General features: G+C 69.1%; 30 protein-coding genes and 1 tRNA gene. 7 read left to right on the top strand and 24 right to left on the bottom strand.

Annotated features, from left to right (window positions below; translation table 11 throughout):
* Positions 1-30 precede the first annotated feature (30 nt).
* Together AB0E02_RS05805 and AB0E02_RS05800 are read right to left on the bottom strand one after the other, a co-directional pair.
* The gene (locus AB0E02_RS05805) at positions 31-324 is read right to left on the bottom strand and encodes a hypothetical protein (protein WP_362136394.1); all 294 of its coding nucleotides are present in this window, start codon (positions 322-324) and stop codon (positions 31-33) included.
* Positions 321-533: a helix-turn-helix transcriptional regulator gene (locus tag AB0E02_RS05800; RefSeq protein WP_362136392.1), complete on the bottom strand. Its 213-nt coding sequence runs from the start codon at positions 531-533 to the stop codon at positions 321-323. Before AB0E02_RS05800 ends, AB0E02_RS05805 begins: the two co-directional genes overlap by 4 nt.
* 214 nt (positions 534-747) lie before the next feature.
* Between AB0E02_RS05800 and AB0E02_RS05795 the strand changes: the two genes are divergently transcribed.
* The 3 genes from AB0E02_RS05795 (at position 748) to AB0E02_RS05785 (ending at position 3,007) form a co-directional block, all read left to right on the top strand.
* Entirely contained in the window at positions 748-1,269 is a 522-nt protein-coding gene (locus AB0E02_RS05795) for a helix-turn-helix transcriptional regulator (RefSeq protein WP_362136390.1), read from the top strand.
* Positions 1,270-1,563: 294 nt separating this feature from the next.
* The gene (locus tag AB0E02_RS05790; protein WP_362136388.1) at positions 1,564-2,922 is read left to right on the top strand and encodes a hypothetical protein; all 1,359 of its coding nucleotides are present in this window, start codon (positions 1,564-1,566) and stop codon (positions 2,920-2,922) included.
* A gap of 5 nt (positions 2,923-2,927) precedes the next feature.
* A tRNA-Val gene (locus tag AB0E02_RS05785) sits at positions 2,928-3,007 on the top strand.
* Positions 3,008-3,070: 63 nt separating this feature from the next.
* Here the strand turns inward: AB0E02_RS05785 and AB0E02_RS05780 are convergent.
* The 17 genes from AB0E02_RS05780 to AB0E02_RS05700 form a co-directional block, all read right to left on the bottom strand.
* Positions 3,071-4,222, bottom strand: a complete 1,152-nt coding sequence (locus tag AB0E02_RS05780; RefSeq protein WP_362136386.1) for a site-specific integrase — start codon at positions 4,220-4,222, stop codon at positions 3,071-3,073.
* Complete coding sequence (locus AB0E02_RS05775) at positions 4,222-4,419, bottom strand: helix-turn-helix domain-containing protein (protein WP_362136384.1); 198 nt, start codon at positions 4,417-4,419, stop codon at positions 4,222-4,224. The genes AB0E02_RS05780 and AB0E02_RS05775 overlap by 1 nt, the downstream gene beginning before the upstream one ends.
* Before the next feature lie 107 nt (positions 4,420-4,526).
* A complete protein-coding gene (locus AB0E02_RS05770; RefSeq protein WP_362136382.1) occupies positions 4,527-5,924 on the bottom strand; it encodes a phage/plasmid primase, P4 family in 1,398 nt (465 codons plus the stop codon).
* Positions 5,921-6,289: a hypothetical protein gene (locus AB0E02_RS05765; RefSeq protein WP_362136380.1), complete on the bottom strand. Its 369-nt coding sequence runs from the start codon at positions 6,287-6,289 to the stop codon at positions 5,921-5,923. Before AB0E02_RS05765 ends, AB0E02_RS05770 begins: the two co-directional genes overlap by 4 nt.
* Positions 6,286-7,188 carry a bifunctional DNA primase/polymerase gene (locus AB0E02_RS05760; RefSeq protein WP_362136378.1) on the bottom strand — a complete coding sequence of 301 codons (903 nt, stop codon included), beginning with the start codon at positions 7,186-7,188 and terminating at the stop codon, positions 6,286-6,288. Before AB0E02_RS05760 ends, AB0E02_RS05765 begins: the two co-directional genes overlap by 4 nt.
* A gap of 87 nt (positions 7,189-7,275) precedes the next feature.
* Positions 7,276-7,776 carry a hypothetical protein gene (locus tag AB0E02_RS05755; protein WP_362136376.1) on the bottom strand — a complete coding sequence of 167 codons (501 nt, stop codon included), beginning with the start codon at positions 7,774-7,776 and terminating at the stop codon, positions 7,276-7,278.
* 20 nt (positions 7,777-7,796) lie between these two features.
* The gene (locus AB0E02_RS05750) at positions 7,797-7,931 is read right to left on the bottom strand and encodes a hypothetical protein (protein WP_362136374.1); all 135 of its coding nucleotides are present in this window, start codon (positions 7,929-7,931) and stop codon (positions 7,797-7,799) included.
* 308 nt (positions 7,932-8,239) lie between these two features.
* The gene (locus AB0E02_RS05745) at positions 8,240-10,534 is read right to left on the bottom strand and encodes an FtsK/SpoIIIE domain-containing protein (protein WP_362136372.1); all 2,295 of its coding nucleotides are present in this window, start codon (positions 10,532-10,534) and stop codon (positions 8,240-8,242) included.
* A 91-nt stretch (positions 10,535-10,625) separates the two neighbouring features.
* Positions 10,626-10,793, bottom strand: coding sequence for a DUF6257 family protein (locus tag AB0E02_RS05740; protein ID WP_362136369.1), 168 nt, complete (start codon positions 10,791-10,793; stop codon positions 10,626-10,628).
* A 72-nt stretch (positions 10,794-10,865) separates the two neighbouring features.
* Positions 10,866-11,258, bottom strand: coding sequence for a DUF6251 family protein (locus tag AB0E02_RS05735; RefSeq protein WP_362136367.1), 393 nt, complete (start codon positions 11,256-11,258; stop codon positions 10,866-10,868).
* Positions 11,259-11,279: 21 nt separating this feature from the next.
* Positions 11,280-11,462 carry a hypothetical protein gene (locus tag AB0E02_RS05730; protein ID WP_362136365.1) on the bottom strand — a complete coding sequence of 61 codons (183 nt, stop codon included), beginning with the start codon at positions 11,460-11,462 and terminating at the stop codon, positions 11,280-11,282.
* Between the two features lie 80 nt (positions 11,463-11,542).
* The gene (locus AB0E02_RS05725) at positions 11,543-11,776 is read right to left on the bottom strand and encodes a hypothetical protein (RefSeq protein ID WP_362136363.1); all 234 of its coding nucleotides are present in this window, start codon (positions 11,774-11,776) and stop codon (positions 11,543-11,545) included.
* Between the two features lie 23 nt (positions 11,777-11,799).
* The gene (locus AB0E02_RS05720) at positions 11,800-12,183 is read right to left on the bottom strand and encodes an RRQRL motif-containing zinc-binding protein (protein WP_362136361.1); all 384 of its coding nucleotides are present in this window, start codon (positions 12,181-12,183) and stop codon (positions 11,800-11,802) included.
* Positions 12,183-13,487 (bottom strand): hypothetical protein, encoded by a 1,305-nt coding sequence (locus tag AB0E02_RS05715; RefSeq protein WP_362136356.1) that lies wholly within the window; start codon positions 13,485-13,487, stop codon positions 12,183-12,185. The genes AB0E02_RS05720 and AB0E02_RS05715 overlap by 1 nt, the downstream gene beginning before the upstream one ends.
* Complete coding sequence (locus tag AB0E02_RS05710; protein ID WP_362136354.1) at positions 13,484-13,939, bottom strand: Pycsar system effector family protein; 456 nt, start codon at positions 13,937-13,939, stop codon at positions 13,484-13,486. Before AB0E02_RS05710 ends, AB0E02_RS05715 begins: the two co-directional genes overlap by 4 nt.
* On the bottom strand, positions 13,936-14,214 hold the full coding sequence (locus AB0E02_RS05705; protein ID WP_362136351.1) for a DUF6303 family protein: 279 nt from the start codon (positions 14,212-14,214) through the stop codon (positions 13,936-13,938). Before AB0E02_RS05705 ends, AB0E02_RS05710 begins: the two co-directional genes overlap by 4 nt.
* Positions 14,214-14,450, bottom strand: coding sequence for a DUF6284 family protein (locus tag AB0E02_RS05700; RefSeq protein WP_362136349.1), 237 nt, complete (start codon positions 14,448-14,450; stop codon positions 14,214-14,216). The genes AB0E02_RS05705 and AB0E02_RS05700 overlap by 1 nt, the downstream gene beginning before the upstream one ends.
* Positions 14,451-15,620: 1,170 nt before the next feature.
* Here AB0E02_RS05700 and AB0E02_RS05695 point away from each other — a divergent pair.
* Positions 15,621-16,628: an XRE family transcriptional regulator gene (locus AB0E02_RS05695; RefSeq protein ID WP_362136347.1), complete on the top strand. Its 1,008-nt coding sequence runs from the start codon at positions 15,621-15,623 to the stop codon at positions 16,626-16,628.
* On the opposite strand, the gene AB0E02_RS05690 is transcribed toward AB0E02_RS05695, so the two are convergent.
* Positions 16,612-17,406 (bottom strand): NUDIX domain-containing protein, encoded by a 795-nt coding sequence (locus AB0E02_RS05690; RefSeq protein WP_362136345.1) that lies wholly within the window; start codon positions 17,404-17,406, stop codon positions 16,612-16,614. The genes AB0E02_RS05695 and AB0E02_RS05690 overlap by 17 nt on opposite strands.
* A gap of 679 nt (positions 17,407-18,085) precedes the next feature.
* On the opposite strand from AB0E02_RS05690, the gene AB0E02_RS05685 reads away from it, so the two are divergent.
* Positions 18,086-18,586 (top strand): VOC family protein, encoded by a 501-nt coding sequence (locus AB0E02_RS05685; protein WP_362136343.1) that lies wholly within the window; start codon positions 18,086-18,088, stop codon positions 18,584-18,586.
* Between the two features lie 110 nt (positions 18,587-18,696).
* Here the strand turns inward: AB0E02_RS05685 and AB0E02_RS05680 are convergent, their stop codons facing one another.
* Positions 18,697-19,575: an alpha/beta hydrolase gene (locus tag AB0E02_RS05680; protein WP_362136341.1), complete on the bottom strand. Its 879-nt coding sequence runs from the start codon at positions 19,573-19,575 to the stop codon at positions 18,697-18,699.
* 1 nt (position 19,576) lies between these two features.
* Positions 19,577-20,245 (bottom strand): MarR family transcriptional regulator, encoded by a 669-nt coding sequence (locus tag AB0E02_RS05675; RefSeq protein WP_362136339.1) that lies wholly within the window; start codon positions 20,243-20,245, stop codon positions 19,577-19,579.
* Positions 20,246-20,378: 133 nt separating this feature from the next.
* Here AB0E02_RS05675 and AB0E02_RS05670 point away from each other — a divergent pair, with 133 nt between their 5' ends.
* Positions 20,379-20,765: a hypothetical protein gene (locus AB0E02_RS05670; protein ID WP_362136337.1), complete on the top strand. Its 387-nt coding sequence runs from the start codon at positions 20,379-20,381 to the stop codon at positions 20,763-20,765.
* A gap of 14 nt (positions 20,766-20,779) precedes the next feature.
* On the opposite strand, the gene AB0E02_RS05665 is transcribed toward AB0E02_RS05670, so the two are convergent.
* The gene (locus AB0E02_RS05665; protein ID WP_362136335.1) at positions 20,780-21,436 is read right to left on the bottom strand and encodes a nucleoside/nucleotide kinase family protein; all 657 of its coding nucleotides are present in this window, start codon (positions 21,434-21,436) and stop codon (positions 20,780-20,782) included.
* 61 nt (positions 21,437-21,497) lie between these two features.
* The gene (locus tag AB0E02_RS05660; protein WP_362136332.1) at positions 21,498-22,025 is read right to left on the bottom strand and encodes a cupin domain-containing protein; all 528 of its coding nucleotides are present in this window, start codon (positions 22,023-22,025) and stop codon (positions 21,498-21,500) included.
* 91 nt (positions 22,026-22,116) lie between these two features.
* Between AB0E02_RS05660 and AB0E02_RS05655 the strand changes: the two genes are divergently transcribed.
* Entirely contained in the window at positions 22,117-22,791 is a 675-nt protein-coding gene (locus AB0E02_RS05655) for a helix-turn-helix domain-containing protein (RefSeq protein WP_362136329.1), read from the top strand.
* Positions 22,792-22,882 lie beyond the last annotated feature (91 nt).

Below are 22,882 nucleotides of genomic sequence, written 5' to 3'. Positions count from 1 at the left end.
GGCCCCGACTCGCGTCAGGGATGCAGAAGTTCAGGAGGTCGGGGCGGCGGGCTTGCTCTCGCTGATCGGCCGGACCTCGTACATGGCGGCGATCTCGCGGATGTGCCGGGCGGTGAAGGAAATCCGGCCACCGGCGATGCTGTACGGGATCTCCCGGGCATTGGCCTTATTACGCAGGGTGCGTGGCGTGAAGGGCAGCCAGCCCTTCTTGTAGACGTCCTCGGGGGAGTAGTGCACCAGCTCTTCGAGGCTGGGCTGCTCCGGCTTCGTGGCGCCGCCACGGGGGGCGGTGGGGCGCCTCTTGCTCGTGGCCGTCGTCGTCACGGCTTCATCTCCTTGTGCGTGATGGCTGCGGTCGGCACGCGCATGGCCTGTGCGATTCCCTCCACCCGCTCGGCGGTCGTCTCCCGGATCAGCCCTCGCTCAAGGCGCGAGAGGTAGCCCCGGTTGAGGCCCGTTCGGTTAGAGAGTGCGCGGATGCTCAGTTTCTGAGCCTCACGGATCGCTCTTATGGCGCTGCCGTTCGGTGTCACGCTCAGAGATTAAGCATTGGACTACCCCTTCTGCAACCCTCTCGGCACCTTCTGTGCACAGAAACTGAGCATGGCGCCTAGTGTCCGGCGCATAATCCCCTGGTCTTTGCGCCCCGGATGCAACCCGTGCGCTCTTCGCACGCTCAGTAATTGCTGGTCAAAAGGCTCAGAGTCGGCTACTGGGTTGCACAGCAATGAGGCATGATGGGTAGCCATGGAGCGAGACTGGAAGCGGCTCGGTGCGGCACTCAAGGCCGCGCGGGAGGCCCGCGACCTACACCAGGGCACTGTCGGCGAGATGATCGGCGTCAAGCGCGGCACCATGCGCAACATCGAGAACGGGGAAATCGCCCGGGTCACCCCGACCATCCGCGCCTACGCCCATGCTGTGGGTTGGGCGGACGATTCCGTGGACGCCGTACTGGCCGGCGGTGAACCGGTCATCGCCTCAGATGCGGCACGCCAGCGCGACGCTGCAGCGGCCGAGAGCATCGCCGCGGCACCCGAGGAATTGCCACTCCGCATCCAGAACGCTCTGCGCGAGGGCCCGCTCATCGACACGGCGGTGATCAACCTGCCCGGCGATGACGACGGCCCGGAAGGTCAGATGGTCGTCATCGTGAAGGGGCGTGAGCGAGCGACCCCCGAGCAGCTGAAGCGTGCACTTCTGAGGTGGGAGGCCATGGAAGCCAAGCTCAGGAGCGCAGAGGGCGACAGCGGGACTGGTAAGGACTGAAAAGTTATGACGCACCCTCCACTTGTGCACACTCCGTGTGGTTGCATGGTCAACCAGTAACGGAGGTGCCGCCGTACTCGGTTAAGGAGTTGGGGGACCGGTGCGGATCGAAGTCCGATGCGTCAAGAGCATGCCCATGGGCGTACTCGCGTGGCTCGTCCAGCGCGGTGGCGTGTGGGTTCTGTACATCGCCGAGCAGGTCCTCATGTGGCTCGACGGAAGGATTCCGGGGGTGGAGCCGCTCGTGCTTGCCCCCAACTGGCGGTGCTCGCCAGTTCGGTAGAGGGGTGGGCGATGGCCTACGCGGAAAAGCGCGTCAGCACGGCCAAGGGCAGCAAGGGGAAGGTCTCCTGGCGAGCCCGGTACAAAAAGCCCGACGGGACGTGGGGAAGCGAACCGGGTTTCCCGACGAAGCGGACCGCCGAGCAGTGGGGTGACGAGCAAGAGGCTGCGATCAGGTCCGGCCGGTGGATCGACCCGGACCTGCAGCGCAAGCACTTCGGGGTCTGGGCCCGGGAGTGGATGAAGGCAAAGCCGAAGCGTGGCGCCACCGTTGACAAGCGGTGGAACATGCTCGACCAGCACATCCTGCCGAAGTGGGAGCACACGTCGCTCCAGGCGATCACATGGTTCGACGTCGACACCTGGCAACAGGGGCTTCGCTGCGACGACGTCACCGCCGGGCACTGCGTCAGTCTGATGTCCTCCATTCTGACCGGCGCAGTGGACGCCCAGCACCTCATCGTGAATCCGCTCGCCGGCCGCCGGCGCACCCGGGCCACCGCGACGACGACGGGGGCCCGGCTGAAGGCGAAGAGGAAAACGGACGAGGAGCAGTGGGCGCCGCCCGAAGCCGTCGTGCGGGTCGCCGAACGGCTCGGGCCCGTCAACGGATTGCACGTCCTCACGACCGCATTCACTGGCCTCGGTTGGGGGGAGAGCACTGCCCTACACCGGGACAACACCCTGCTCCTGCGTCAGCAACCCTACGACGGTGGCACCTTCACCTGCCCCATCATCCGGGTCGACTCAGAAGTGGGGGAACTGGCTGAGTACGTCGCCCGGGATGAGGACGGTCGGCGGATCGGGTTGGTGCTTCAGCTGGAGCCGCCGAAGAACGAGGGGCGGGCCCGGGACGTGGACGTACCGCCGTTCCTCGCTCTGCTCCTCCGCTACCACCTCGCCGACTGGCCATGGCCGCATGTCTTCTGCACCCCCACAGGGAAGTTCTGGCGGCGCAGCAACTTCGGTCGGAGCGTTCTGCGGCCAGCTGCAGACGGGCGCGACGCGTTGCCGAAGAGCAAGGGGCACGCTCCGCGGGAGGCGTGGGCGCCGATCATGCCGGGGATGACGATGCGGGCTACGCGCCACACGCATGACACGCTCCAGGAGCAGATCGGGGTCAAGCCGGCGCTGGCCTTCGAGCAGGCCGGCCACAAGCGCCCGGGCATCAAAGCGGTCTACCAGCACCCGACGCCAGCGATGCGGCAGGATCGCCTGGACGGGCTGGAGGAGATTTTCCAGCGCGCGATGCGTAACGTAGGGCTGCGGACCCTGTGGGGCCGGGTGGATCTGGTGAAGCGGCGAGCTTCCGAAGATGATCTCCCGAATATCTCCCAGATGATCACTGTGAGCGGTGAGCGAGCGGCATAGCGCCAGGTCAGGTGATCAGGGAGCGGTCGATACATCTGCTCTTACAAAGCAGATGTCACAGGTTCGAATCCTGTTGTGCCCACCAGCGAAAACGCCCCCGTGGAGTCCCCTCCACGGGGGCGTTGACGGTAGATCTTGACGGCAGTCCCTACTCCGGACGCCCCCGCCGGCGCCGCAAGAGCCGGTCCATATGCCCCACAGCCTCCCTGCGCGAGTCCTCCGACACGTGGGTGTAGACGTTCATGGTCACCGCAATCTGCGAGTGCCCCAAGATCTCCATTACGACGCGTGGCTGGACGCCCGCGGCGAACAGTAGAGAAGCGCAGCCGTGCCGGGCATCGTGCAGCCGGATGCGGGGCAGGCCCGCGGCCTGCCCGATCCGCTCGAAGGACCGGCTGAGGTTCCGGGGCTCGATCGGTCGCCCTGTGCGCGTCGTGAAGACGTAGTCACCGTCGCTCGACCACTCGCCCCCGGCGGCGCGTCGCTGAGCCTCCTGCCGCAGGCGCTGCCATCGCAGGGGAGCGACGCACATCAGGGGCAGGGGGATAGTCCGGCTCCGGCGGTTCTTCGTGGAGTCGGTGTACAGCTCCTTCTGTACGCGCTGGAGCTGAGTCCGCACCGACAGAGTCCGCCGGTCAAGGTCGATGTCGCACCAGCGCAGCCCCAAGATTTCGCCCCGGCGCAGGCCCAGCGATACGGCCAGTACGAACGCTGGGTACAGCGGGTCCCTTCGTGCTGCCTCCAGGAATGTGGCCGTCTCGTCCACCGTCCACGGCTTCAGCTCCCTGGGCTGGACGCGAGGGGCGGGCACCAGCTGGGCCACGTTCCGGTTGATCAGCTCCTCCCGGCACGCGGCGGCGAGGGCCGACCGCAGGACCCGGTGCGACTCCTTGGCCGTGGGGGCCGACACCTGGCGTTGCACGGCTGTGAGCATGCGGCGTACGTCGGCAACACCCAAGGTCTCCAGCCGCTTCACGCCGATCTGTGGCGTGAGGTAGAGGCGCACGTGCGTCTCGTACTTGGCGTACGTCGTCTTCTTGCGCTCGGGCTTCACGTACTCCTCCAGCCAGTACGGCAGCCAGTCGGAGAGCTTGGCCGACCGGGTCGGAGTAGGGATGCACTGCCGGTCGCGGCGGACCAGGTCCTGACGCTTGGTGTCGCACTCTTCCCAGGTGGCGCCGTAGACGGTCTTGCGCTTGCGTGTGCCGTCGGGCTGCGGGACGTAGACGCGGCCTTCGTACCGGCCGTCCTTGCGCTGCCAGATGCTGCCGGCGCCGTTCGGGTTTCTCTTGCGCGCCATCAGGCGGCCTCCTCGATCTGCTGGGCGATGAAGATTCGAAGGGAGTCGGCAGCGATCCGGCGGGACCGGCCGACGGTGAAGCTTTCGAGCTGACGGGAGCGGATGAGGTCGTAGACCTTGCTGCGGCTGAGGCAGAGCGCCTCCATGACCTCCGGGACCCTCAGCGCCTGAATCGAGGTGGGCGGAGCTTTGCTCACGGCTGCCTCCACGGGGCCGGACTCGCTTTTGAGTTGGAGTGACATTGCTTTGAGTCGCGACTCATCGCGACTCAAAGCGGCTTGGAGGGGTCCTGAGTCGCGATGAGTCACGACTCAGGCGAATGAGGATCGGGTTGTGTGAGGGTGATCCCGTGGTAGGTGGCGACCTGTCGGCCGTAGGCGTCGCGGGGTCGGGTGCGGTTGAGCTGAGGCACCGCGGAGAGCAGGTTGCGGCCGAAGACCTGTCGAGTGCCGGCGCGGACGTTGTTGTCCTCGGCCCATTCGCGCCAGACGGTCCACAGGGCATCCACGGGCACGCTGCACGTCGGGCCGGTGGTGCAGCGCTCGCGGATGAAGGCGCTGGTCGGGGACGCGGTGTCCTGCATGGTGGTGACCGCTTCACGGCTGCACGCTGGCTCCGTGATCCGGCCCTTCACCTCCAGCCGGGCGAGTCCCTCCATGGCCCAGTTCAGAATCCCGGGCATCTCGGCAACCAGCCGGCCGAACAGGGTGGGGTCCTCCTTGCCCAGCCATGACACCGTCATGTTGAGCAGCACGAACCGCTTGGCGATGACTCCGGAGGAGTCGCCGAAGTGCGGCAGCTCGTTGGAGAGGATCACCAGCCGTGTCGGCAGCTTGCCGGTCCACACCGCGCGGTACTTGCGGTCGATGTCGATGGTGTCCTCACCGGAGATCGTCAGTAGCCGCTCCACCACCTGGCTGTTGTCGTTGCCGGACATCCGGGCGTCGGCGATGACCGCCAGCGGCTTGCCGATCAGCGTTGATAGTCCGAAGTTCGTGCCCAGCCCGGCGAGAGTGGGTCCGGCAAGGTTCTTCTTGCCGACCAGCTCTTTCAGCACGTTGGCGATGGTGCCCTTGCCGGAGCGCGACGGGCCGACCATGAGCAGGATCTTTTGCAGGTCGGTGCGGCCGGAGAGCACGTAGCCGAACCATTCCTGAAGTGCCTCGATGGCGTCGGGGTCGTTGGGCCAGATCTGTCCCAGGAACCAGTGCCAGGTCGGGGCGGTGGCTTGTGGGTCGTAGTCGAACGGGACGGAGACCAGGTTGAAGAAGTTGGGTCCGTGCGGCAGCAGTTCACGGTCTCGGATCCTCAGGAGCCCGTTCTGGCACGCCACGATGGGGCTGGTCTCTTGTGAGGCCCCGTCCTGGTTGAGCCAGGCCGGGGCGTCCAGCTCGGTGGGCAACAGGGTGATGGCGCCCAGTGCATCCAGTAGGTTGCCGATCTTCTGCTTCGTCGGCGCCCAGTCCCGCACCTCCGGGCCGTCCTTGCCCGGGACGCTGAAGGTGACGTGCTCCAGCCGCTCATACATGTGGGCCCGCACCTGCTCCTCGTCCAGCTCCCGCCAGCAGGTGCCCGTCCAGCGCATCCACGAGCCGCGCCAGCGTCGGCACTGCAACTGTCCGTCCTCGGTCTGCCAGTCCGGCAGGAGTCGCCGGGCCACAGCGAGGGGGTTGGAGGGTGCAGGCAGTTCTTCGGCGATCACGCGGCATGCCTCCTCTCGACCAGGCCGGTATGACGGGGGCAGGTCTCCTTGTGGCGCGTGTAGTCCTCGATGGTCTGCGCGACCTTGGCGCGGCCCCTGACCTGGCGGCGAAAGCCGCACGGGCATGCCGCGGTCACTGCGATGCGCCACTCGGGCTCGGCGATGATGTGCAGGCCGTAGAAGACCAGTTCGGCCGCGGGCTGGGCGGGCTGGCGCGGGTCAGGGCGAAGAGCTGAAAGGACGCCCTGACGGGCGACGCCCTTCGGCGCGCCACTGTCGAACGGGGTGCGTGCCGGTTCGGCGGAGCAGGGGGCCGTGGTGCTGGCGGGTTGGCCTTCCAAGGGGGGAGGGGGTTGGGTGCTCATGCCGCCTCCCGGGGCCGGGCTTTGCGGATGGAGCAGTCCAGGGCGCTGCGGATCGTGGCGCGGCACTCGGCAGCGGTGAGCCCGCGCGCCTCCCCAGCCGCTTGGAAGGCCTCCTCCACTGCGTGACGGGAGATGTCGCCCCACGCGACAAAGCGCCCCACCTTGAAAGCGCACCGGTTCAGCGTGTTGTTGCGCTGCTTATCCGGCGCCTTGGTGACCACAGCGCACTCCCGCTCCAGCGCAGCCAGCGCCGCGCGACTGCCGCTGACGGCGGGAAGCCTGAGCGGCCCCGCCTTCCGCGGCGGTTCCGGCTGGAGCAGCCGCAGCAGCCATCCGGGCAACTGAAGTACCGGCGCGGCTTCCTCGACCGTGTAGGCGCCTTTGTGGACGTTGCTGCCGGGGGCGACCACGTAGCCGCCCCATGCCCGGGTGTCGATCAGCGGCCCGAGCATGCCCGCGGTGTTCGCCAGCCGGACGCCGGACGGTGCGGTGAAGTACAGGTGCCGCCCGCCGCTTGCAGTCCGGATCGTGCGGGTGGTGGGGACGGGGTGGCCGGTGCGCTCGCAGAGCGCCTGGAAGGTCGTCACGCCGGAAGGCGTGTCCTTCTTGCTGTTGCTCTTGGGCATGTCGAGATCGACGACCACCAGGTCGGACGGGCCGGTGGCAATGCCCACGTTGAAGGGAAACGTGGCCCAGGCGGTTCGGATGCGGTCGGGGTCGGTGGTGGCGCGCTGTTCCCACTTGCGGTGACCGCCCGCGCAGTCGCCGGTGGCGGGGCAGGACGTCTCACCGTGCAGTGCCGGCCGCTTGTCGCCGGGCCGGAGGGGGATGACTGCCCAGCCTTGTTCGGCGGCGTCCAGCGCTGCGCGGAGCAGCGCCGGGCGGGGTTCATGCGTCATGCTGGATGTCTCCTGTTCTGTGAGATGAGCGGGGAGACCAGGGCGGCCGCGGATCTTTGGCGAGAGGCGCGGCCGCCCTGGGCGTTGCTAGGAGTGCTTGGAGCAGGGCGAGTCGTCGAAGAGGTCGGCGCAGGAGCAGCCGGCCCAGGCGGCGTACTGCTGGCGGACGTAGGCGCGCGGGTTGCAGCCCCGGGGCGCCTGGTCGATGTCCAGCAGGATGACGGCGGTCGCCTCGGCGTCCTCCGCGGCGCAGGTGTCCTGGTCGGGGTCGTCGCGCAGTGCGATGCGGTCCAGGAGCGCGGCGTGCCGCAGGTACCAGTCCCGTTCCAGCTCGTCGGCGGAGGCGTTGGCGGTGCTTTCGGTCCACGCCTGTTCGTAGGCGATGGTCGGGGCGTTGGCGTACGCCTCTTCGGGGGTGGGCCACTTCTGGGCCAGGCGGCGGGCCGCTTCGTAGGTGTCGGCGGCCATGTCGTCGAGGGTGACGAGCAGTGCGTTGAGCTGGTGGCGGGTGATGTCGCAGGTGTGGGGCTTGGTCCAGCCCGGGCAGTCCAGTTCGACGGTCACGGTCTCGTTGTCGCTGAAGTTCACGTCAGCTCTCCTTGGGTGAGTTACTCGCAGGTGCAGTCGGGGCGTTCGCTGGAGCCGTCGGCGCCGCACTGGCAGCAGTGCGGGTAGGGGTAGGGCTCGCTGTCGTCGGTGGGGGCGCACAGCTCGCAGTCGATGAAGTCGTCGTCCTCGTCCACAGGTCTCCTTGGTGGTGTGGCGGGCGTGGGCCCCCCGAGCTGGGGTCGTGCTTGATGGAGGCGCGATCGGCCGCGCCGACCGTGCCGGGCACTGTGCGTAACCGACGGGAGATGTAGGAGGGGAGGGGCCTCACGGTCCGAAAACCGGGCTTGTGGGGCCCGCTGGAGGGGCTCCTCCATCAGGTCCACCAGACCCGTCGTGGTTTTGTTTGCGCAGTTGAGGGCCGGTGGAGGTGGGTGGTGGACCGGCTGGTGGAGTTCTCCATCAGATTCCGGTGCCTCCACCACCTTCCTCCATCAGTCTGCGACTACTCTGCGTCGCGGTCGGCGGTGTCTTCGCGTGCTTCGATGGCCGCCTCGACCCGGGCGCGGGAGACGCACACCACGCCGGTTTTGCCGTTGTCGGCCCGTGTCGGCTTCGGCTCGGCGCCTGCCTCGCGAAGCACTCGCGTGAGGTCGTGCAGCTCCCATCCGTCGTAGGCATGGGGGTGCGTGCTGATGAGCCGACGCAGAACCTCTTGGGTCTGGATGCGCTTGCCGTCGCCCAACGCGTCGAGCACGTTGGCCAGGTGGTCGACGTCCTGTGCGGGCTCCGCGGCGGTCTGCGGCGCGACGCCGGCCCGGCGTACCTTTGCCCGCTCGGCGATCTCCTTGGCGGGGTCCTGGTCGACGAAGTGCGTGCGGACCGTCACGGACGGCTGGCCGGGGGCGAGTTTGAGGCCGTCTCCGGCCACTACGAGCGTGCCCTTGTCCAGGCCCTGCCTCAGTTTGTGCGGGGCCGCGCCGGCGTCGACCGCCGAGTCGCCCACGGCCATGCGGGCTTGCGACTCGGTGCCCAGCACCAGGGACGCGCGGATGTGGTTGCCTTCCCGGGAGCGCTTTGGGAGGTTCTCGTTCGTCGGGTCCTGCGTGCCCTCCCAGATCGTGACGTTCACCGCGCGCCCCTGATCGTGGACCTTCTTCACGGCCTGGAAGTAGCGGCTGTCCGCCTTCGATCCCCCGTAGGGCGCGCCCTTGCGGACCGCCCCGCTGTCGGTGATGTGGGTCTCCACGGCGCTGGAGCCGTAGGCGACCTGTGCTTCGTCGACGATGAGCACCAGGGGGTTGAACCGCGGGTCGGCCAGGATCTTGTCTTGGCTCCAGCCCTTGGCGGAGAGCTCCCGCATCAGATCGATGCGGCGCCCCATCTCCTCTACGCCCCCCTCCACCATGTGCGTTGCTTCCATGACGTGCTCGTCGGTCGGGCCCTGGATGAGCACCGTGGCGATCCCGTCGAACATCTGCCAGTCCCCGACGCCCTTGAGGTCGGCGAGGCGGAACTCCACGCGCGTGTCGAACGCGAGCCACAACGCCAGGGCCCGCAGCGAAGCGGTCTTGCCCTGGTTGGACAGGCCGGTGATGAGCATGTGCCGCTGCCACAGGGAGATCAGCGCCGTGTCGCCGCGCAGGTCCTGGCCCCAGGGCGCCCTGCCCTTTCGCATGTCGGCGGTCAGGTCCGCGTCGGTGACCAGCGGGGACGGGCCGATCGGCTGGTCCAGCGCGCCGGAGTCGGCGACCCACATCCTGACCGTGCGGGGCGCCGGCGGGATCGTCATGTGCAGCTCGTGCTCGTGCCGGTTCATGTTCTCGGCGAGCTTGCGGCGCTTGCCCAGGATCTCCTCCGTGGAGACCCCGGAGGGCAAGGTGACATCGACTTCGATGCCGCACCCCGCCAGGCGGATTGGCCCGAGCATCCCGGCCGCCCCGTCCGCCATCTCCTTGATGGCCTTCCTCAGCGCGGGGATGCCCAGGTCGGAGAGGGCTTTGACCACGATGGAGGGGGTGATCGGGATGTCGTCCGCCGTGCCGGAGTCGGGCCGGGCCCAGGCGGGCGCCGTCTCGTGCTGGTGGCCGGCGCGCCACAGATGCGAGAGGCAGGCCACCAGCGCCAGCCCCAGGGCCGGGCCCCACGCGATCCCGACGAACCAGCACAGCGCCCGTACCGCGTCGATCGCGGCCAGCGTCGGAGCCACCACGTCATGCAGCTCGCGGTCATGGATGGCCATGCAGATACCGACCAGCAGCAAGATGCCTTCGGCCGCGGCCGTGCCGATTGCGGCCGACTTCGCCATCGTCGGCACCTTGTGGATCAGCTCGATGCGTCGTTCGTGGCGCTCCCGGCGGAACCGGTCGGCCCGGTCCTGCCATTCGGCCGCTGCTGCGTGGTCCCCGGCGGCAAGGGCCATGGCCCGCATCCGGTGATGTACGGCCACGGTGCGTCCCTCCCAGGTCCGCTTGGCAACGACCCCGGCCCCGCCGACGAAGTAGCCGCCATGGCGCACCGCCACCCTGACGACGCTGCGGGTGCGGTCGTGCGTGGCCAGTCGGTGCGCCCCACGGGCGACACGCCTGATCCGGCGAAGACGGCCAGAGGAGGTCGGCTCAGCGTCAATGGTGGGCCGCTGCGGTTCTTCGACCGGGTAGACGACCGGAGCGGATGCGGGGGCGGTGGTGTCCTTGACCAGGGATGTCAGCGTCGGCGCGGCGCCGGCGCGGGTGGAGCGGTGTTCGTCGAGGTCGTGCACGGTCCCCAACGGCGGTTGCTCGGCCGCGGGTTCGGTCATGATGGTGTCTCCTGTCGCTGCTGAAGGGCGTGCAGGGAAGGGCCCGGGGCGGCCGGATTCCTTGGCCGGGTGCGGCCGTCCCGGGGCGTAGCTACTGGGACTCGGCCCGCTTGGCGGCGGTGTCGAGGATGCGCTCGACCTTGCGCTGAAGGTCGGACAGGTCCACGTCCTCACCCGCCAGGGAGCGCTTGCACATGCGGGCGGTCAGCAGGGTGACCTTGGCCTTCTCGGCGGCGGTCAGCGGCGGTTCCTGGGCCATGACGCTCCGATCTGGAGCCGGACTGTCCAGCTCCCCTCACCGCCCGTACGAGACGGGCGGATCGGGCAACCGTCAGCCGCGCTTGCGACGGGCCTTGGCGACGTTCTGCGCGGCGGCTTTGCCGTCCGGGCCGCCGAGCGAGCGAACGAGGGAAACCGACCCCCACCCGACGACGACCACGACGAAGGCAACAACCGCCAGGGAGATGGCCATCGAGGAGAGGACGGCGACCAGCAGCGGGCCGAAGTAGACCCCCGCCGCGACCGCCCCGCCACCGACGCCGACGCCGAGCGCGACGCGCTGAACAGTGCGGTCCGGCGGCGCCTGGTGAATGTGCTGCACGATGACCTGCTGTTGGTCGTAGGCGACCGGGGCGGGCAGCGGTTCGGGCCGGTAGACGACCGGCCGTTGCGGATCTCGTGGGACGGGCAAGGGGTTGTCGAACTGGTAGCGGCGCGGCGTCACGGCCCGCCTCCTTTCAGCAGTTCAGCGGCGGTACCAGGGCACGTTCTTCTCGGCCTCCAGCACACGGCTGTTCAGCTCGCGGTAGGTGTCGGTCTCCTCACGGATGCCGGCAGCCTGCTCCGCGCGCTGGTTGTCGTGCAGCGCCTTCAGGGCGGCCTTGTGGGCGGAGACGGCGCTGTCGCTGCTGCTCTTGCGTCGGAACATCAAGTCCTCCATGCCACGGGCCGGGACTGTCCCAGCTCCCCGCCCGCCCCGGTGCTGGCCCGGGGCGGACAGGCAACCGGTCAGGCCGCGGCGGGGCGGGGCATGGCGCGGCACTTCTCCGCGTGCGCCTGGGCCCAGGTGCGCACGAAGCCCTCGAAGCTGTTCACGTCAGTTGCAGGGCAGCCGGCGCAGGCGGCTTCGTACCGCCAGTAGCTCTCCTCGCCCGTGTCGGTGATGTCGACGGTCGCGCCGCCAACAGCGAGGTAGCGGGCAATGACGCCCTCCGGCCAGGTGGTCTCAATGCTGGTGCTCATGGGATCTCCCTTGAAGTCGCAGGTCAGGCGGCGCGCTGTTCGTCGTCGGGGTAGGCACAGGGGGTGCACATGCCGAGGGAGCGCGGGATGCAGTACCCGGCGTCCTTACGGCAGTTGGGGCAGGTGCGGCGGGCCGTGTTGGCCTTGTCGAGCGCGGACCGGCGGCCGGGGGTCATGGGGCGGACCGGCCGGGCGCGGTCGATGCGGTAGAGGTGGGCCGTGAGCGGCTCCCGGCGCCGCCGGGGCCGCAGGATCTGCGCGGCTACGTCCTGTCCGCCGGGGCGGAGTCCGCGGGCGCGGAGTTGGCGGCGGGTGGCGTATCCGTCGGGTGCCATCTGCCATGGGTAGGTGGGGATGCCGAACCGTTCGCCGGTGGGGTCGAAGCAGTCGGCCAGGCTCAGCCGCATCACGCAGCCTCAGCCGCGGACGCCTCGCCGTCCTGGTCGCCGCGTTCGGCCCGCAAGGCCTCCCGCAGCCCCCGCGCCTTATCCGGCGCGGTGCGTACCGCCTTGCGGATCGCCTCGGCGGTCAGGTCCTCGATCGGCCAATCGGCGGTGACCGATCGGGCCTCGTCGAGGAGTTGCTCGGCGGTCCGCTTCGGCCGGGCCGATCGAGCCGACCGCGGTACCCGACCGGTCGCCCGGCGCGGTCGAGTCGACTCCGCAGCCGCCACTACCGGCACCGGTCGATCGATCGACTCGACTACCGGCACCGGATCGAGGGCTTCCAGCCTCGATTTCGCCTCGATCGGCGCGCTGGGTGCGGGGGTCGATTCCTCCAGCTCAGAGGTAGACCGATTTGCAGGCTCTTCTGTGGATTCCTCCGTGTTCGTCGAGTCCGTGGGCGGTTGCTGTGCCTTCCGCATCCGCTGGGCAGACTCTGCGGCCCGCTGGTGCAGCTTGGGGGTCATGCTCGGCTCGTCGCAGCCGTGCACGATCGACCATGCCCGGGCCCAGGCTTCCTCGGCGGGGAGGTCGCCGAACGGGGCGGCGGAGACGAGTCGATTGGCGACGCGCAGCACCTTGCGGTGATGGCGCCGACGCCGTGCCGCGTGGCGTCGGCGGGCGCGCTCGTCGGCCCCGCCGGTAGCCGCGGCGATCGTGGAGACCCATTGCCGGATCTCGAACACCGCCGGTCCCAGGACCGTCACGGCCGCCAGCCCGGCGCCGACCGTGGAAGCGTCGGCCGCAGTGAGCCCGTGCCCGGCCAGGGAAAGCCCGTAGCCGTAGTTGATGTGTGCGGCGAACCCAGCGCACGCCACTACCAGGGTGCGCAGCATCCAGCGCACCCACCCGGGAAGGCCGCGCGCATCGGCGTAGGCGACACCAGCCGCCATCACCCACGCAGCCCCCTCCAACGCAAGCGGAAGCGGCAGCAGCAACGGCGAGATCCCCACGAAGTGCAGAACCTGAGCGGGCAAGGAGGCCAGACCCGAGGCAGCAACCAGGCCCAGGGTGCCGCGCCGGTAGATGTTCTCCGGCGTCAGCGCCGCCGACCGGGACTCCGCGCGCTCTCGCCGACGCTGCTGCCGCGCCGCCCGGTCGGCCTCTCGATCGGCCCGCGCCTGTGCCCGCTGCCGGGCCGCACGTTCATCCTCAGCCCGGCGCCGATCCGCCCGCCGTTCCTCGGCTGCCGCAGCGTCGAGGCGGCGCTGTTCGGCCGCCGCGGCCTGGTCGGCGCGCTGTTCTTGGCGGTAGGTGCTCAGGCTCACGAGCCACCTCCCCAGGCGAGAAGCCCGGCCACCACCAGCAGGCCGCCGGCCAGGCGCGTCAGGTCGATCGCGCGCCGCAGCCGACCGAACTTGAGCACGGCGATGCGGGACAGCACGGCGATGTGCGCGGGCCGGTCGTCCTCGCTCAGTGCGTCGCGGATCTCGTCGGGGGTGAGGGTGGCCCACAGCGGGAAGCCCTGCAGCCGGGCCCCGCCGAGGTTGGGCCGGACCGTGGACAGCAGCAGCGCGGCGGCCGCCAGAAGCACGGCCACTCCGGCCGCCCCGAACGTCACGGCGACCGGGGACAAATGGACGTCGGTGGCGACCGACCAAGCGCCGGCCAGCATCGCGCCGACGAACGCCAGCAGCAGACTCGCCTTCGTGTCCGTGCGGGCCAACTCTGCCTTGACCTCAGCGTGCGCGGCGGTCAGCGCAGTGTCCTGGAAGCTCACGCCCCCACCTCCAGCACGCTGGAAGCGGCGAGCAGACGCACCGTGCTGCCGGGGTCATCGGGCAGTTCGCTGTACTCGATCCACTCCCACTCGGTGCCCGGCGCCACCTCGTACCCGAGGGAGGCAAGCGCCTCGGCCCGCTCCACGACCGTGGGGATCGGGGCGATGCGGCCCCAGGAGTGCTCGGGCCACTCCGGCACGCCGAAGAGCACGACGTACACGCGCCAGAAGCCGGCGGGAGACAGCGTCATCTGAGCGGTGAAGGTGTCGGCCATCACGCGGCCTCCCCAGAGGGGGCGCGGTTGGCCAGCGCGGCCCGCTCGGCCAACACCCGGGCCTCAGCCCGGCGCAGGCGCCGCCGGTCCAGCTCCGAGGGCACTCGGTCCATCAGGGCAATGCGAACGTCCAGCAGCTCGACTTCCGCCTCGATCAGCGGCGTCTCGGCGACGATGGCGGCCCACTCCGTGGCCGGCTCACGGTCCGGATCGGGGACCAGTGCAATGATGCTCATGGGTCGTTGTGTCCTCTCAGGGAGAACGGCCCTCCAGCGGCCCCGGGATTGCGCCCCGGGGTCGCGCGCCGTTCGGATGAGGCCGCACACGGCGTGTGCGGCAGGCCGCCTCGGCGGCCGGGCCGGAATCGATCCGGCTCCCCACACCCCGCCCGTACGAGCAGCCCGCGAAGGGGGCGCCCGGACGGGCGAGGGAGGCAACCGGCCGCAGCGTCAGCGCTGCGGATCCAGGCAGAAGCGGACCGGAACTCGTGCAGGGCGCCGCCGACCGGTCCATCACGGCGGCGCCGGGGTATGTCGTCGGTTCACACCGACCTCCCGCAGAACGCAGGGACACGGCTTCACCGGTGCGCCGTTGCCACGGAGCACCGGTCCCGAGCCGGGGGAATCAGGTGCGTCATCGTCACTGCTCTGACGCCAGCAGGGCGGCTGCACGGGGTGGCACAGTTTGGGGTGTTCTCCAGAGCCGGTGCAGGTGGCATGTTGTGCCGCCGACGACATCACCCGGTCGTCTCGGGGGCGATCTGTCTCATCTCGCCGCGTGCGTTGGGGCCCCGCTGTACTGCTCCTACCGCCTGCCAAGCGCTAAGAGGGGAGCGTCGTCCATCACGGCGGTTTGCCCCCGGACCCTCGTCCTAGGCACCAACCGCGACCGCCGCTCTCGCGTCAGCCCCGCACGATCACTGTTCAGTTCTCAAGGAACGGCCGCTTCCTTCGAGCCCGTGTGCGTCACGGGGCCTTCCGGGCGGTACCGCAGTGCAGGCAGGCAGCCTTAATGGGGCTGAACCACCTGCGCACCGCGAATCGAAGGCGACTCCGCCAACTGGTGCGCACCAGAAGGTTTGCATCTGGTGCGCACCAGAGTCAAGCGCGTTCGCCGATTCGAGTGGCGGTCGCCCGCCTGGTGCATCTCCAGAAGACCGCTTGAGGAGGGGGAGTCGGTAGCCAACAGGGCTTAACTCCGTTCGTGTTAACCCCTGTTGACCTGCGGCGATGTGAGGCATGCTGGGTAAGTCAGTGAGTGGACCTATCGCCGGGCGGTGGCCTGTGAGTACGGGACTTAGGGGCGCGCGAGCGGCGCGCGGCTGGTCTCAGGAACGACTGGTACGCGAGATCGAGCAGTACGCCCGACGGCACGTCACTGATGTCGCCTCGACCGCGAGTTTGCGGGTGTACGTCTCCGAGTGGGAGAACGGGAAGCGCTCCATCTCGGATCGCTACGCGGCGATCCTGCGGCAGATTCTCGGCGTCACCGACGCGGAGTTGAGGGGTGGCCTGGTCGTCGCGGCGCCGCCGGCGACCGACGGATACGACGACTTGCTTAGCCGGATCGACTCGGCCAGCAGTGTCGGCGCATCCATGGTGAAGACGTTCAGTGATCAGACTGAGCTACTACGCACCATGGATCGTCAGATGGGTGCATCCGGGCTCATCGACCAGATGACGGGCCATCTCGCGGCCCTTGAAGACGCGCTGAACTTCGCTGTCCTCCCAGGTGTGCGTCGGCCCGTGGCGCTGGCGCTCGCCGGGGCGTCGACTCTTGCCGCATGGCAGGCAATTGACGCTGGAGCAGTCGAACGAGCCTGGCGGCATTACGAGCTTGCGAAGCGTGCAGCGCGCGATGCTGAAGACCCGATGTACCTTGCCCATGCGATGGGTGAGCAGGCGTACGTACTGTGCGAGGCGGGCCGACCGCTGCTCGGTCTCGACCTGGTACGCGACGCCCAACGCACCCTCGGTCGGGGCGGCTCACCCCGGCTCTGGGCGTGGATGTACGCGGCCGAGGCCGAGTTGTGCGCTCATGCCGGATTGCAGGACGAGTGCCGGCGCGCGCTCGATTCCGCCATGGCGAACACCCCGCCAGGCTCTGAGGATCGTGATCCTGACATGCCGAGCATCTTCTTGAACGGCAGCCATCTCGCCCGGTGGCGCGGCAACATCCTTGGCCTACTGGGTGACAGTGACGCTGTGACCAGCCTGTACGGAGCGTTGGACGTGGTTGACCCGACCTTCGTCCGCGCACAGGCTGGCCTGCACACCGATCTTGCGCAAGCTCACCTTGCTCGCGCTGAGTACGACGACGCGAATACACACTTGAGGCAGGCACGGCTGTTGGCGAACCGCACTGGTTCCGTACGTCAGCGCCGCCGCATCGACCTGCTCAGCGCGCGGTTGTAACGCCCGGCTTGCCGCGACTTGCGAGGATGTGCAGCAACCCAACCAGAGTGCCGGATCCCATCAACTCACCCCGCGCCATGAGCCCAGGAACGTCGGACAGTGGAACCCACGCGATATGGCCGGCCTCTTCGAGGTCCGTCGGTGAGCCAACTTGTTCAGCACCGTGCCCCACGAAGATCTCGTGCGGCGAGTCGACCATACCGACCATGGGCTGGTAGGTGACTACGTGCTCCACGGCCTTCGGGCGCCATCCGGTCTCTTCCACGACTTCCCGCAGTGCCGTGTCTGCCGGCTCCTCGCCTTCATCCACGATGCCACCTGGCAGTTCCCACCCCCACTGCTGTGGGACGAAGCGGTACCGCCACATCATCAGCACGCGGTCCTGATCATCCAGAACCGCAGTCACGGCGACATGGTGAAGCTTCACCACGTGATGCTCGAAGCGCTCTACGCCGGGCGGCTCCACGTCCCAGAGCTGGAGTTTGACCCATTGGTTGTCGTAGAGATCCCGCTCTCCGTGGATGCGCCAAGGCTCCAGCCCTTCGGGCGCCTGGATACTCACGCCTCCGGGCACTCGATACGAACTCCGGCCGTAGACCTCCAAGGCACCCTCTGAGACGAGTCGGGTCAGCACTTGCCGAAGTGCGGTACGACGGATGCCCAGCTCTGCATCTTCTTCGAGCTTCCGCTCTGAGGGGATCTTTGCGCCGGGGGCGTACTCGCCAGAGGCGATCCGAGCGCGGATCGTCTCATAAGCCTTCGTAGTCTTCGGTCCCATCCGTGGAGCACTCTCCGTTCGCAGGTGGTGCGTACCAGCGTAATGGGCGAGGGACACGCTGCCTCCAGTCGTAGCTGGGTCGAGATCTGTCAGAGATTCAAGATCGGGTCGTACCGGGGCGCCACTGTGCAGGCCGTCCCCTGCACCCCCGGCTGCCGCGGCTTGACCACGCCCGAGACTTGGCTGAGTCGCAGTTCGAGCCGGGTATGAGTCACGATGCCCGCCAGGTGATCACGCTTCTGACCTGTACTGAGGTGCGGTGAGTCGCTTGAGTCGGGGTGGGTGGAGAAATTGATGAAACTCGGTATGGCTTGGCGTCGTGGCGCCTGGAGCTGACGGCAGTCCTTGACGGCAACACCGATGGACCTGACTGCACTCGGGCGGTCAGTGGTGCACCGCTGGTGCCGCAGGGGTGGCGGCCGGTGATGCCCGGAGGGCTTCTTGATCGAACTTACAAAGCAGATGTCACAGGTTCGAATCCTGTTGTGCCCACCATTACGACCGTGAGGTCAGCAAGCCCCCGACTCGTTTGAGTCGGGGGTTTTTGCGTGCTGGGCGTGCTGGGGCGGTGGGGCTGGCGCTGTTGTGCGGGTGGGGGTGTTGGGTATCGTGAGGCTGCGAAAGGATTGAAGTTTCAAGTAAATGTAGTGAATGGGCTTGGAGTCAGGAGGAGGGGTTCATGGCTGTGCGGCGGCTCAATCATGCGGTGTTGTATGTGCGGGATGTGGCGAGGTCGGTGGCCTTTTACGCCGAGGCGCTGGGGCTTGTGGTGGATGTTGAGGTGCCGGGTCGGGCGGCGTTTCTCAGCGCTCCTGGGTCGCTCAACGATCATGACTTGGGGTTGTTCGCGGTGGGGGCGGGGGCGCCGGGGCCGGAGGGCGGGCGGGTCGGGCTGTACCACCTGGCGTGGGAGGTCGGCACGCTGGGGGAGCTCGCGGCGGCTGAGGCGCGGCTGGTTGAGAGGGGGGCGCTGGTCGGCGCGAGTGATCATCTCGTCTCCAAGTCGCTGTACGGCAAGGATCCGGACGGCAACGAGTTCGAGGTGATGTGGCGGGTCCCGCGGGAGGACTGGCCGGGGCCGGACGAGTCGGACCGGCTGCGTCCGCTCGATCTGGCGGGGGCGTTGCGGCGTTGGGGGCCGGATCTGGTGACGGGGGCGGCGGCCGGCTCGGCGACGTAGATGTAGATGTAGATGTGGACCTAGACGTAGGCGTAGGGGGTGCTCGGCTGGGGTTGCCCGGGGGTGCTGAGGGCTCTGGTACTGGATCTGGCTCTCGGGTGGAATTGCGGCTAGTAGCGCGAGGGGGAGTAGTCCGCAGGGGAGTAGCTCAAGGTCGACAGGAAGGTGTGGAGTTCCTGGTCGAAGAGGGGGGTGTTCTCCAGGTTCACCATGTGGCCGGCGCCCGGTATGCGGATTCTTCGGGCGCCGGGGACGGCCAGCGCTATGGCATGGGCGTTGGCGGCGATGTCCGTGCTGTCGAGGTCGCCGTCGAGGACGATCGTGGGGGCCTGGATCTCGCCCAGGCGGTCGATGGCCCCGACTTCGAGGGGGATGCCGGTGCCTGCGTCGTCGGCGTGGACCATGACGTTGGCCTCGGCCGAGGCGCGCATCCGCTCGCGCAAACCCGGGTGGACGGCGGAGGGTTGCCGATGGGGACCGTCCACCCACATCCGCAGGAAGTGTTCGACATAGCGCTCCGCGCCGTCCGGTGCGCCGATCGCGGCCACCTGCTCCTTGATGTGCTCCAGGATGAAGGGGTCGGTGAAGGCGCGGCCGCTGATCCCCGGGGAGGCGAGTGCGAGGGCCGCGACCCGGTCGGGGTGGGCTATGGCGGTGTCCAGTGCGACCCGTGAGCCATGGGAGAGGCCGACGAGTACGGCACGGGGGACGTCGAGGGCGTCGAGCAGGGTGATCAGGTCGTCGTGGTTGGCGTAGTCGTCGGTGACTGTGGATGACAGCCCGTGGCCCCGCGAGTCGTAGCGGATCGCGCGCACGCCGGAGTTCACCAGCCAGCTGAACTGCTCGTCCCACATGTGCTGGTCGAGCATGCCGCCGTGCAGCAGCACCACGGCGGGCCCCGAGCCGGCCGTCTCGTAGAACAGCTCGCCGTCCTCGATCGGCACGATCCCGTTGTCGATCTCGGACCAGTCGGTGAGGGGCTGGGTCATGTCACGACCGTCCTTTACGTGGGGCACGGCGGCCGCCGAGGGTGTCCGGATCATCCTTGATATCACCCGTCTCGCGAATGCCCGGACTGTCGCGACGAGCTGAGGTGCGGTGGGTATCGGAGGCCGTTGTGGGGGTGGAGGCGGCGGACGCCAGGTGGTGGAATTCCTCGCCGATCCGGTCGAGTACGTGCAGTGCGGTGCGTACGTCTGCGGCGGGCAGGTCGGCCAGGCGTTGCCGCAATTCCGTGGCCTCGAAGTCCTGGATGCCGCGTATCACCTCCGCGCCTTCTGTGGTGAGCTCGATCAGGGACGAGCGGCGGTGCGCGGGATTGGGGGCCGTGACGACCAGGCCCAGCTCGGCGGTGTGGTTCACCCAGCGCTGGACCGGCTGTCTGTCGAGCCCCATGGTGCGCGCCAACTGCGGCACCGTGCGCGGGCCTTCGGTGCGCAGTGCGTCCAGCAGCGCGTGTTCACCTGCGGTCAGGCCCGTGCCGGCGAGCTCGCGCTCCACTGCGCGGACGACCGTGCGGTGCAGTGGCCACAGGCGGCGGATGACGCCGTACAGCAATTCTTCGGTGGGGCTCGCCCGTCCGAAGTCGGCTTCGTCGGCGTGGGCGCCGGTGTTTGCGTCGTCGTCGGCGTCGCGTCGATCCCTCTCGATGACACTCATGATGTCATGATGACATCGGTGATGTCCTTTGGGGAGGGATGGGGATGCGGAGAGGTGGGGCCTGGGGGAGCGCGAAGGGGCTCCATGGGGCTTGAAGGGGCTTGAAGGCGCTTGGGACAGGGCGGAGTTGGGTGTGAGGGTGAGGTTGTTGAAGGTGGTGGGGGTGGCCACCGCTGTCTATGGGGTGGCGGTGTCGGTTGTGCCTGATCTGTTGGCCCGGCCTTCGGGGCTGGTCGACGAGGAGGGGCGGGTCGCGTCGGCGACCCGGATCTCGTTGCGTCCGCTGGCCTGGCGGGATGCGGCGAGTGGGCTGGCGCTGGTGCTGGCGCCCGAGGGCCCGGCGCTGCGTACCGCCGCGTACGTCCGGATTGCGGCGGACCTCGGGGACGCCGTCCTGCTCGGTCTGACGCTGCCGGACCGTGGGCGGAGGCGGAAGGCGGTGGCGGTGTCCGTGGGGTGGGGCGCGTTGTCGGTGCTCGGGCTGCTGGGTGGGGACAGGGCGAGGCGGGATGGCGGGTAGGGCAGGGAGGGGCGTCAGTCGGTCTGTGGGGGTGGGGCTTCCTCAGAGGTGAAGGTGATGACCAGGTCGGCGCGGTGCCGGGTCGCCGCCACTACGCGGGCGTTGGCCTCGTCCGAGGCGTGCACGAAGCGCTCGGCGTCGGCGCGGGCGCGGCCGAAACGCTCGTGACGGTCGATCAGTCGCCGGATCCGTTTCTGGTCCTCCAGCTCCACGTACCAGACCTCGTCGAGCAGCTCGTGCACCCGCGCCCAGGGGTCTGAGTCGAGGAGGAGGTAGTTGCCCTCGGTGACGATGAGGGGGATGTGGGGCGCTACGGGAATGCTGCCCGCGACCGGCTCCTCGATGCGGCGGTCGAAGGCGGGGGCGTAGACGGCGGTGTCCGGCTCGGGGGAGCGCAGGCGGCTCAGGAGCGCCGCGTATCCGGCCGGGTCGAAGGTGTCGGGTGCGCCCTTGCGTTCCGTGCGGCAGAGGCGGTGCAACTCCGCCTCGGCGAGATGGAAACCGTCCATCGGGACCAGCGCCGCCTGGCCGGCCAACCCTGCCACCAAGTGGGCGGCGAGGGTGGACTTACCGGCACCGGGTGGGCCGGTGATGCCGAGCAGCCGGCGCTCGGTGGGGCGCGCGGAAGCGGCGAGTCGGTGGGCGCGGGACAGGAGGTGCTGGAGGTCCATGGTGCGCCCATGGTGCCTGACGGGAGGGTCCGGGGGTGGGCGCCCCTCTGGGCCGTGGGTGTCAGGTCCGGTACTCCATGCCGTATTGCGCGCCGATGGTGTTGAGGCGGTCGAGGTCGGGGCGGCCGTCCTTCATGGCGACCGGGCCGGCCTCGAACATGGCCTCCATGAACGTGTCCCAGCCGCCCGGCGAGGAGATCTGCAGGCAGCGGGCGGGCGGCTGGGAGGCGTTGCGCAGCGCGTGCGGTACGCCGTGCGGCAGCAGCACGCACATGCCGGGAGTCAGGCGGTGGGTGGCCCCGTCGAAGTCGACCTCCATCTCGCCCTCCAGTACGTAGACGAACTCATCGGCCTGGTGGTGGACGTGGAGCGGAATGTCCACGTGGAGCTGGTTCTCCAGGATGGCGAGCCGGCCCTCGGTGTCGGTGGTGCGGGCCTTGACGGCGAGGCCGGGCGGCAGGGGGACACGTCCTGGCCGTCGCTCGCCGGGCCGGAGGGTGAAGAAGCGGGCTGGGGAGGGGGCGGGGGTGGGAGAGGGGGAGGGGGAGGGGGCGGGAGCCGGCAGGGGGTCAGGCGTGGAGTGGGGCATGAGGTCTCTGGCCCTTTCGTGGAAGGAAGCTGGACCTGAAGCTGAACCGGAATCCGATTCCGTATTGGAAGCGTAGCAGTAGCATCGGCGTGTGGCACGCTCCTCGTCCTCTTCGGCTTCCTCGTCCCCCTCGTCCGCGCCCTCCCCCTCTTCCCCGTCCGCCGCCTCCTCCCCGTCCTCTTCGGGTACCTCGGGGGCCTCGGCGTCCTCGACTCCTCAGCGCAGGCCGCGCGCGGATGCCGAACGCAACCGCGCCCGGGTCCTCGAAGCCGCGCGGGAGGTGTTCCGTGCGCGCGGTGACGAGGCGCAGATGCCGGAGGTCGCGCGGGCGGCAGGGGTAGGCATCGGCACGGTCTACCGGCACTTCCCCAGCCGGGCCGCCCTGATCGCAGCCGTGGGGGAACAACGGCAGGCGGAGATCGTGGAGTTCGGGCGCGGCCGCTGTCTGGCGAGTGCGACGGCGGCGGAGGGGCTGGTCGCGTTCGTCGAGCACATCGGGGAGGTGCTCGACGCGGAACGAGGGCTGTCCGCGTCCATCGAGGCGGCGTTCGGATCCACCGAGCCGACGGGGGAGGGGCGGGCGCAGGCCGAGGCGGTCGCCGGCCAGTTGCTCGCCCGGGGGAAGGAAGAGGGCACGGTGCGCGCGGACGCCGAGGTCGGCGATGTGGTGATGATCGTGTGCGGGCTGGCGGCGGTGATCCGTAACGACGCGGGGGACTGGCGCCGTTATGTGCGGACCGCGTGTGCGGGGCTGCGGGAGTCGTAGGGCGCGGCAGCAGGGGCGGCAGGAGCGGGAGCAGGAGCGGGACCCGCGCTGCGCCGCGCATGTGGTGTGAGTGTGCCGCTCCTGCTGCCGG

It is taken from the genome of Streptomyces sp. NPDC048196 (assembly GCF_040652715.1).
Taxonomy (GTDB): Bacteria; Actinomycetota; Actinomycetes; order Streptomycetales; family Streptomycetaceae; genus Streptomyces; species Streptomyces siderophoricus.
Note: the sequence above shows the minus strand (reverse complement) of the source record. Positions and strands in the feature narration are given on the sequence as shown.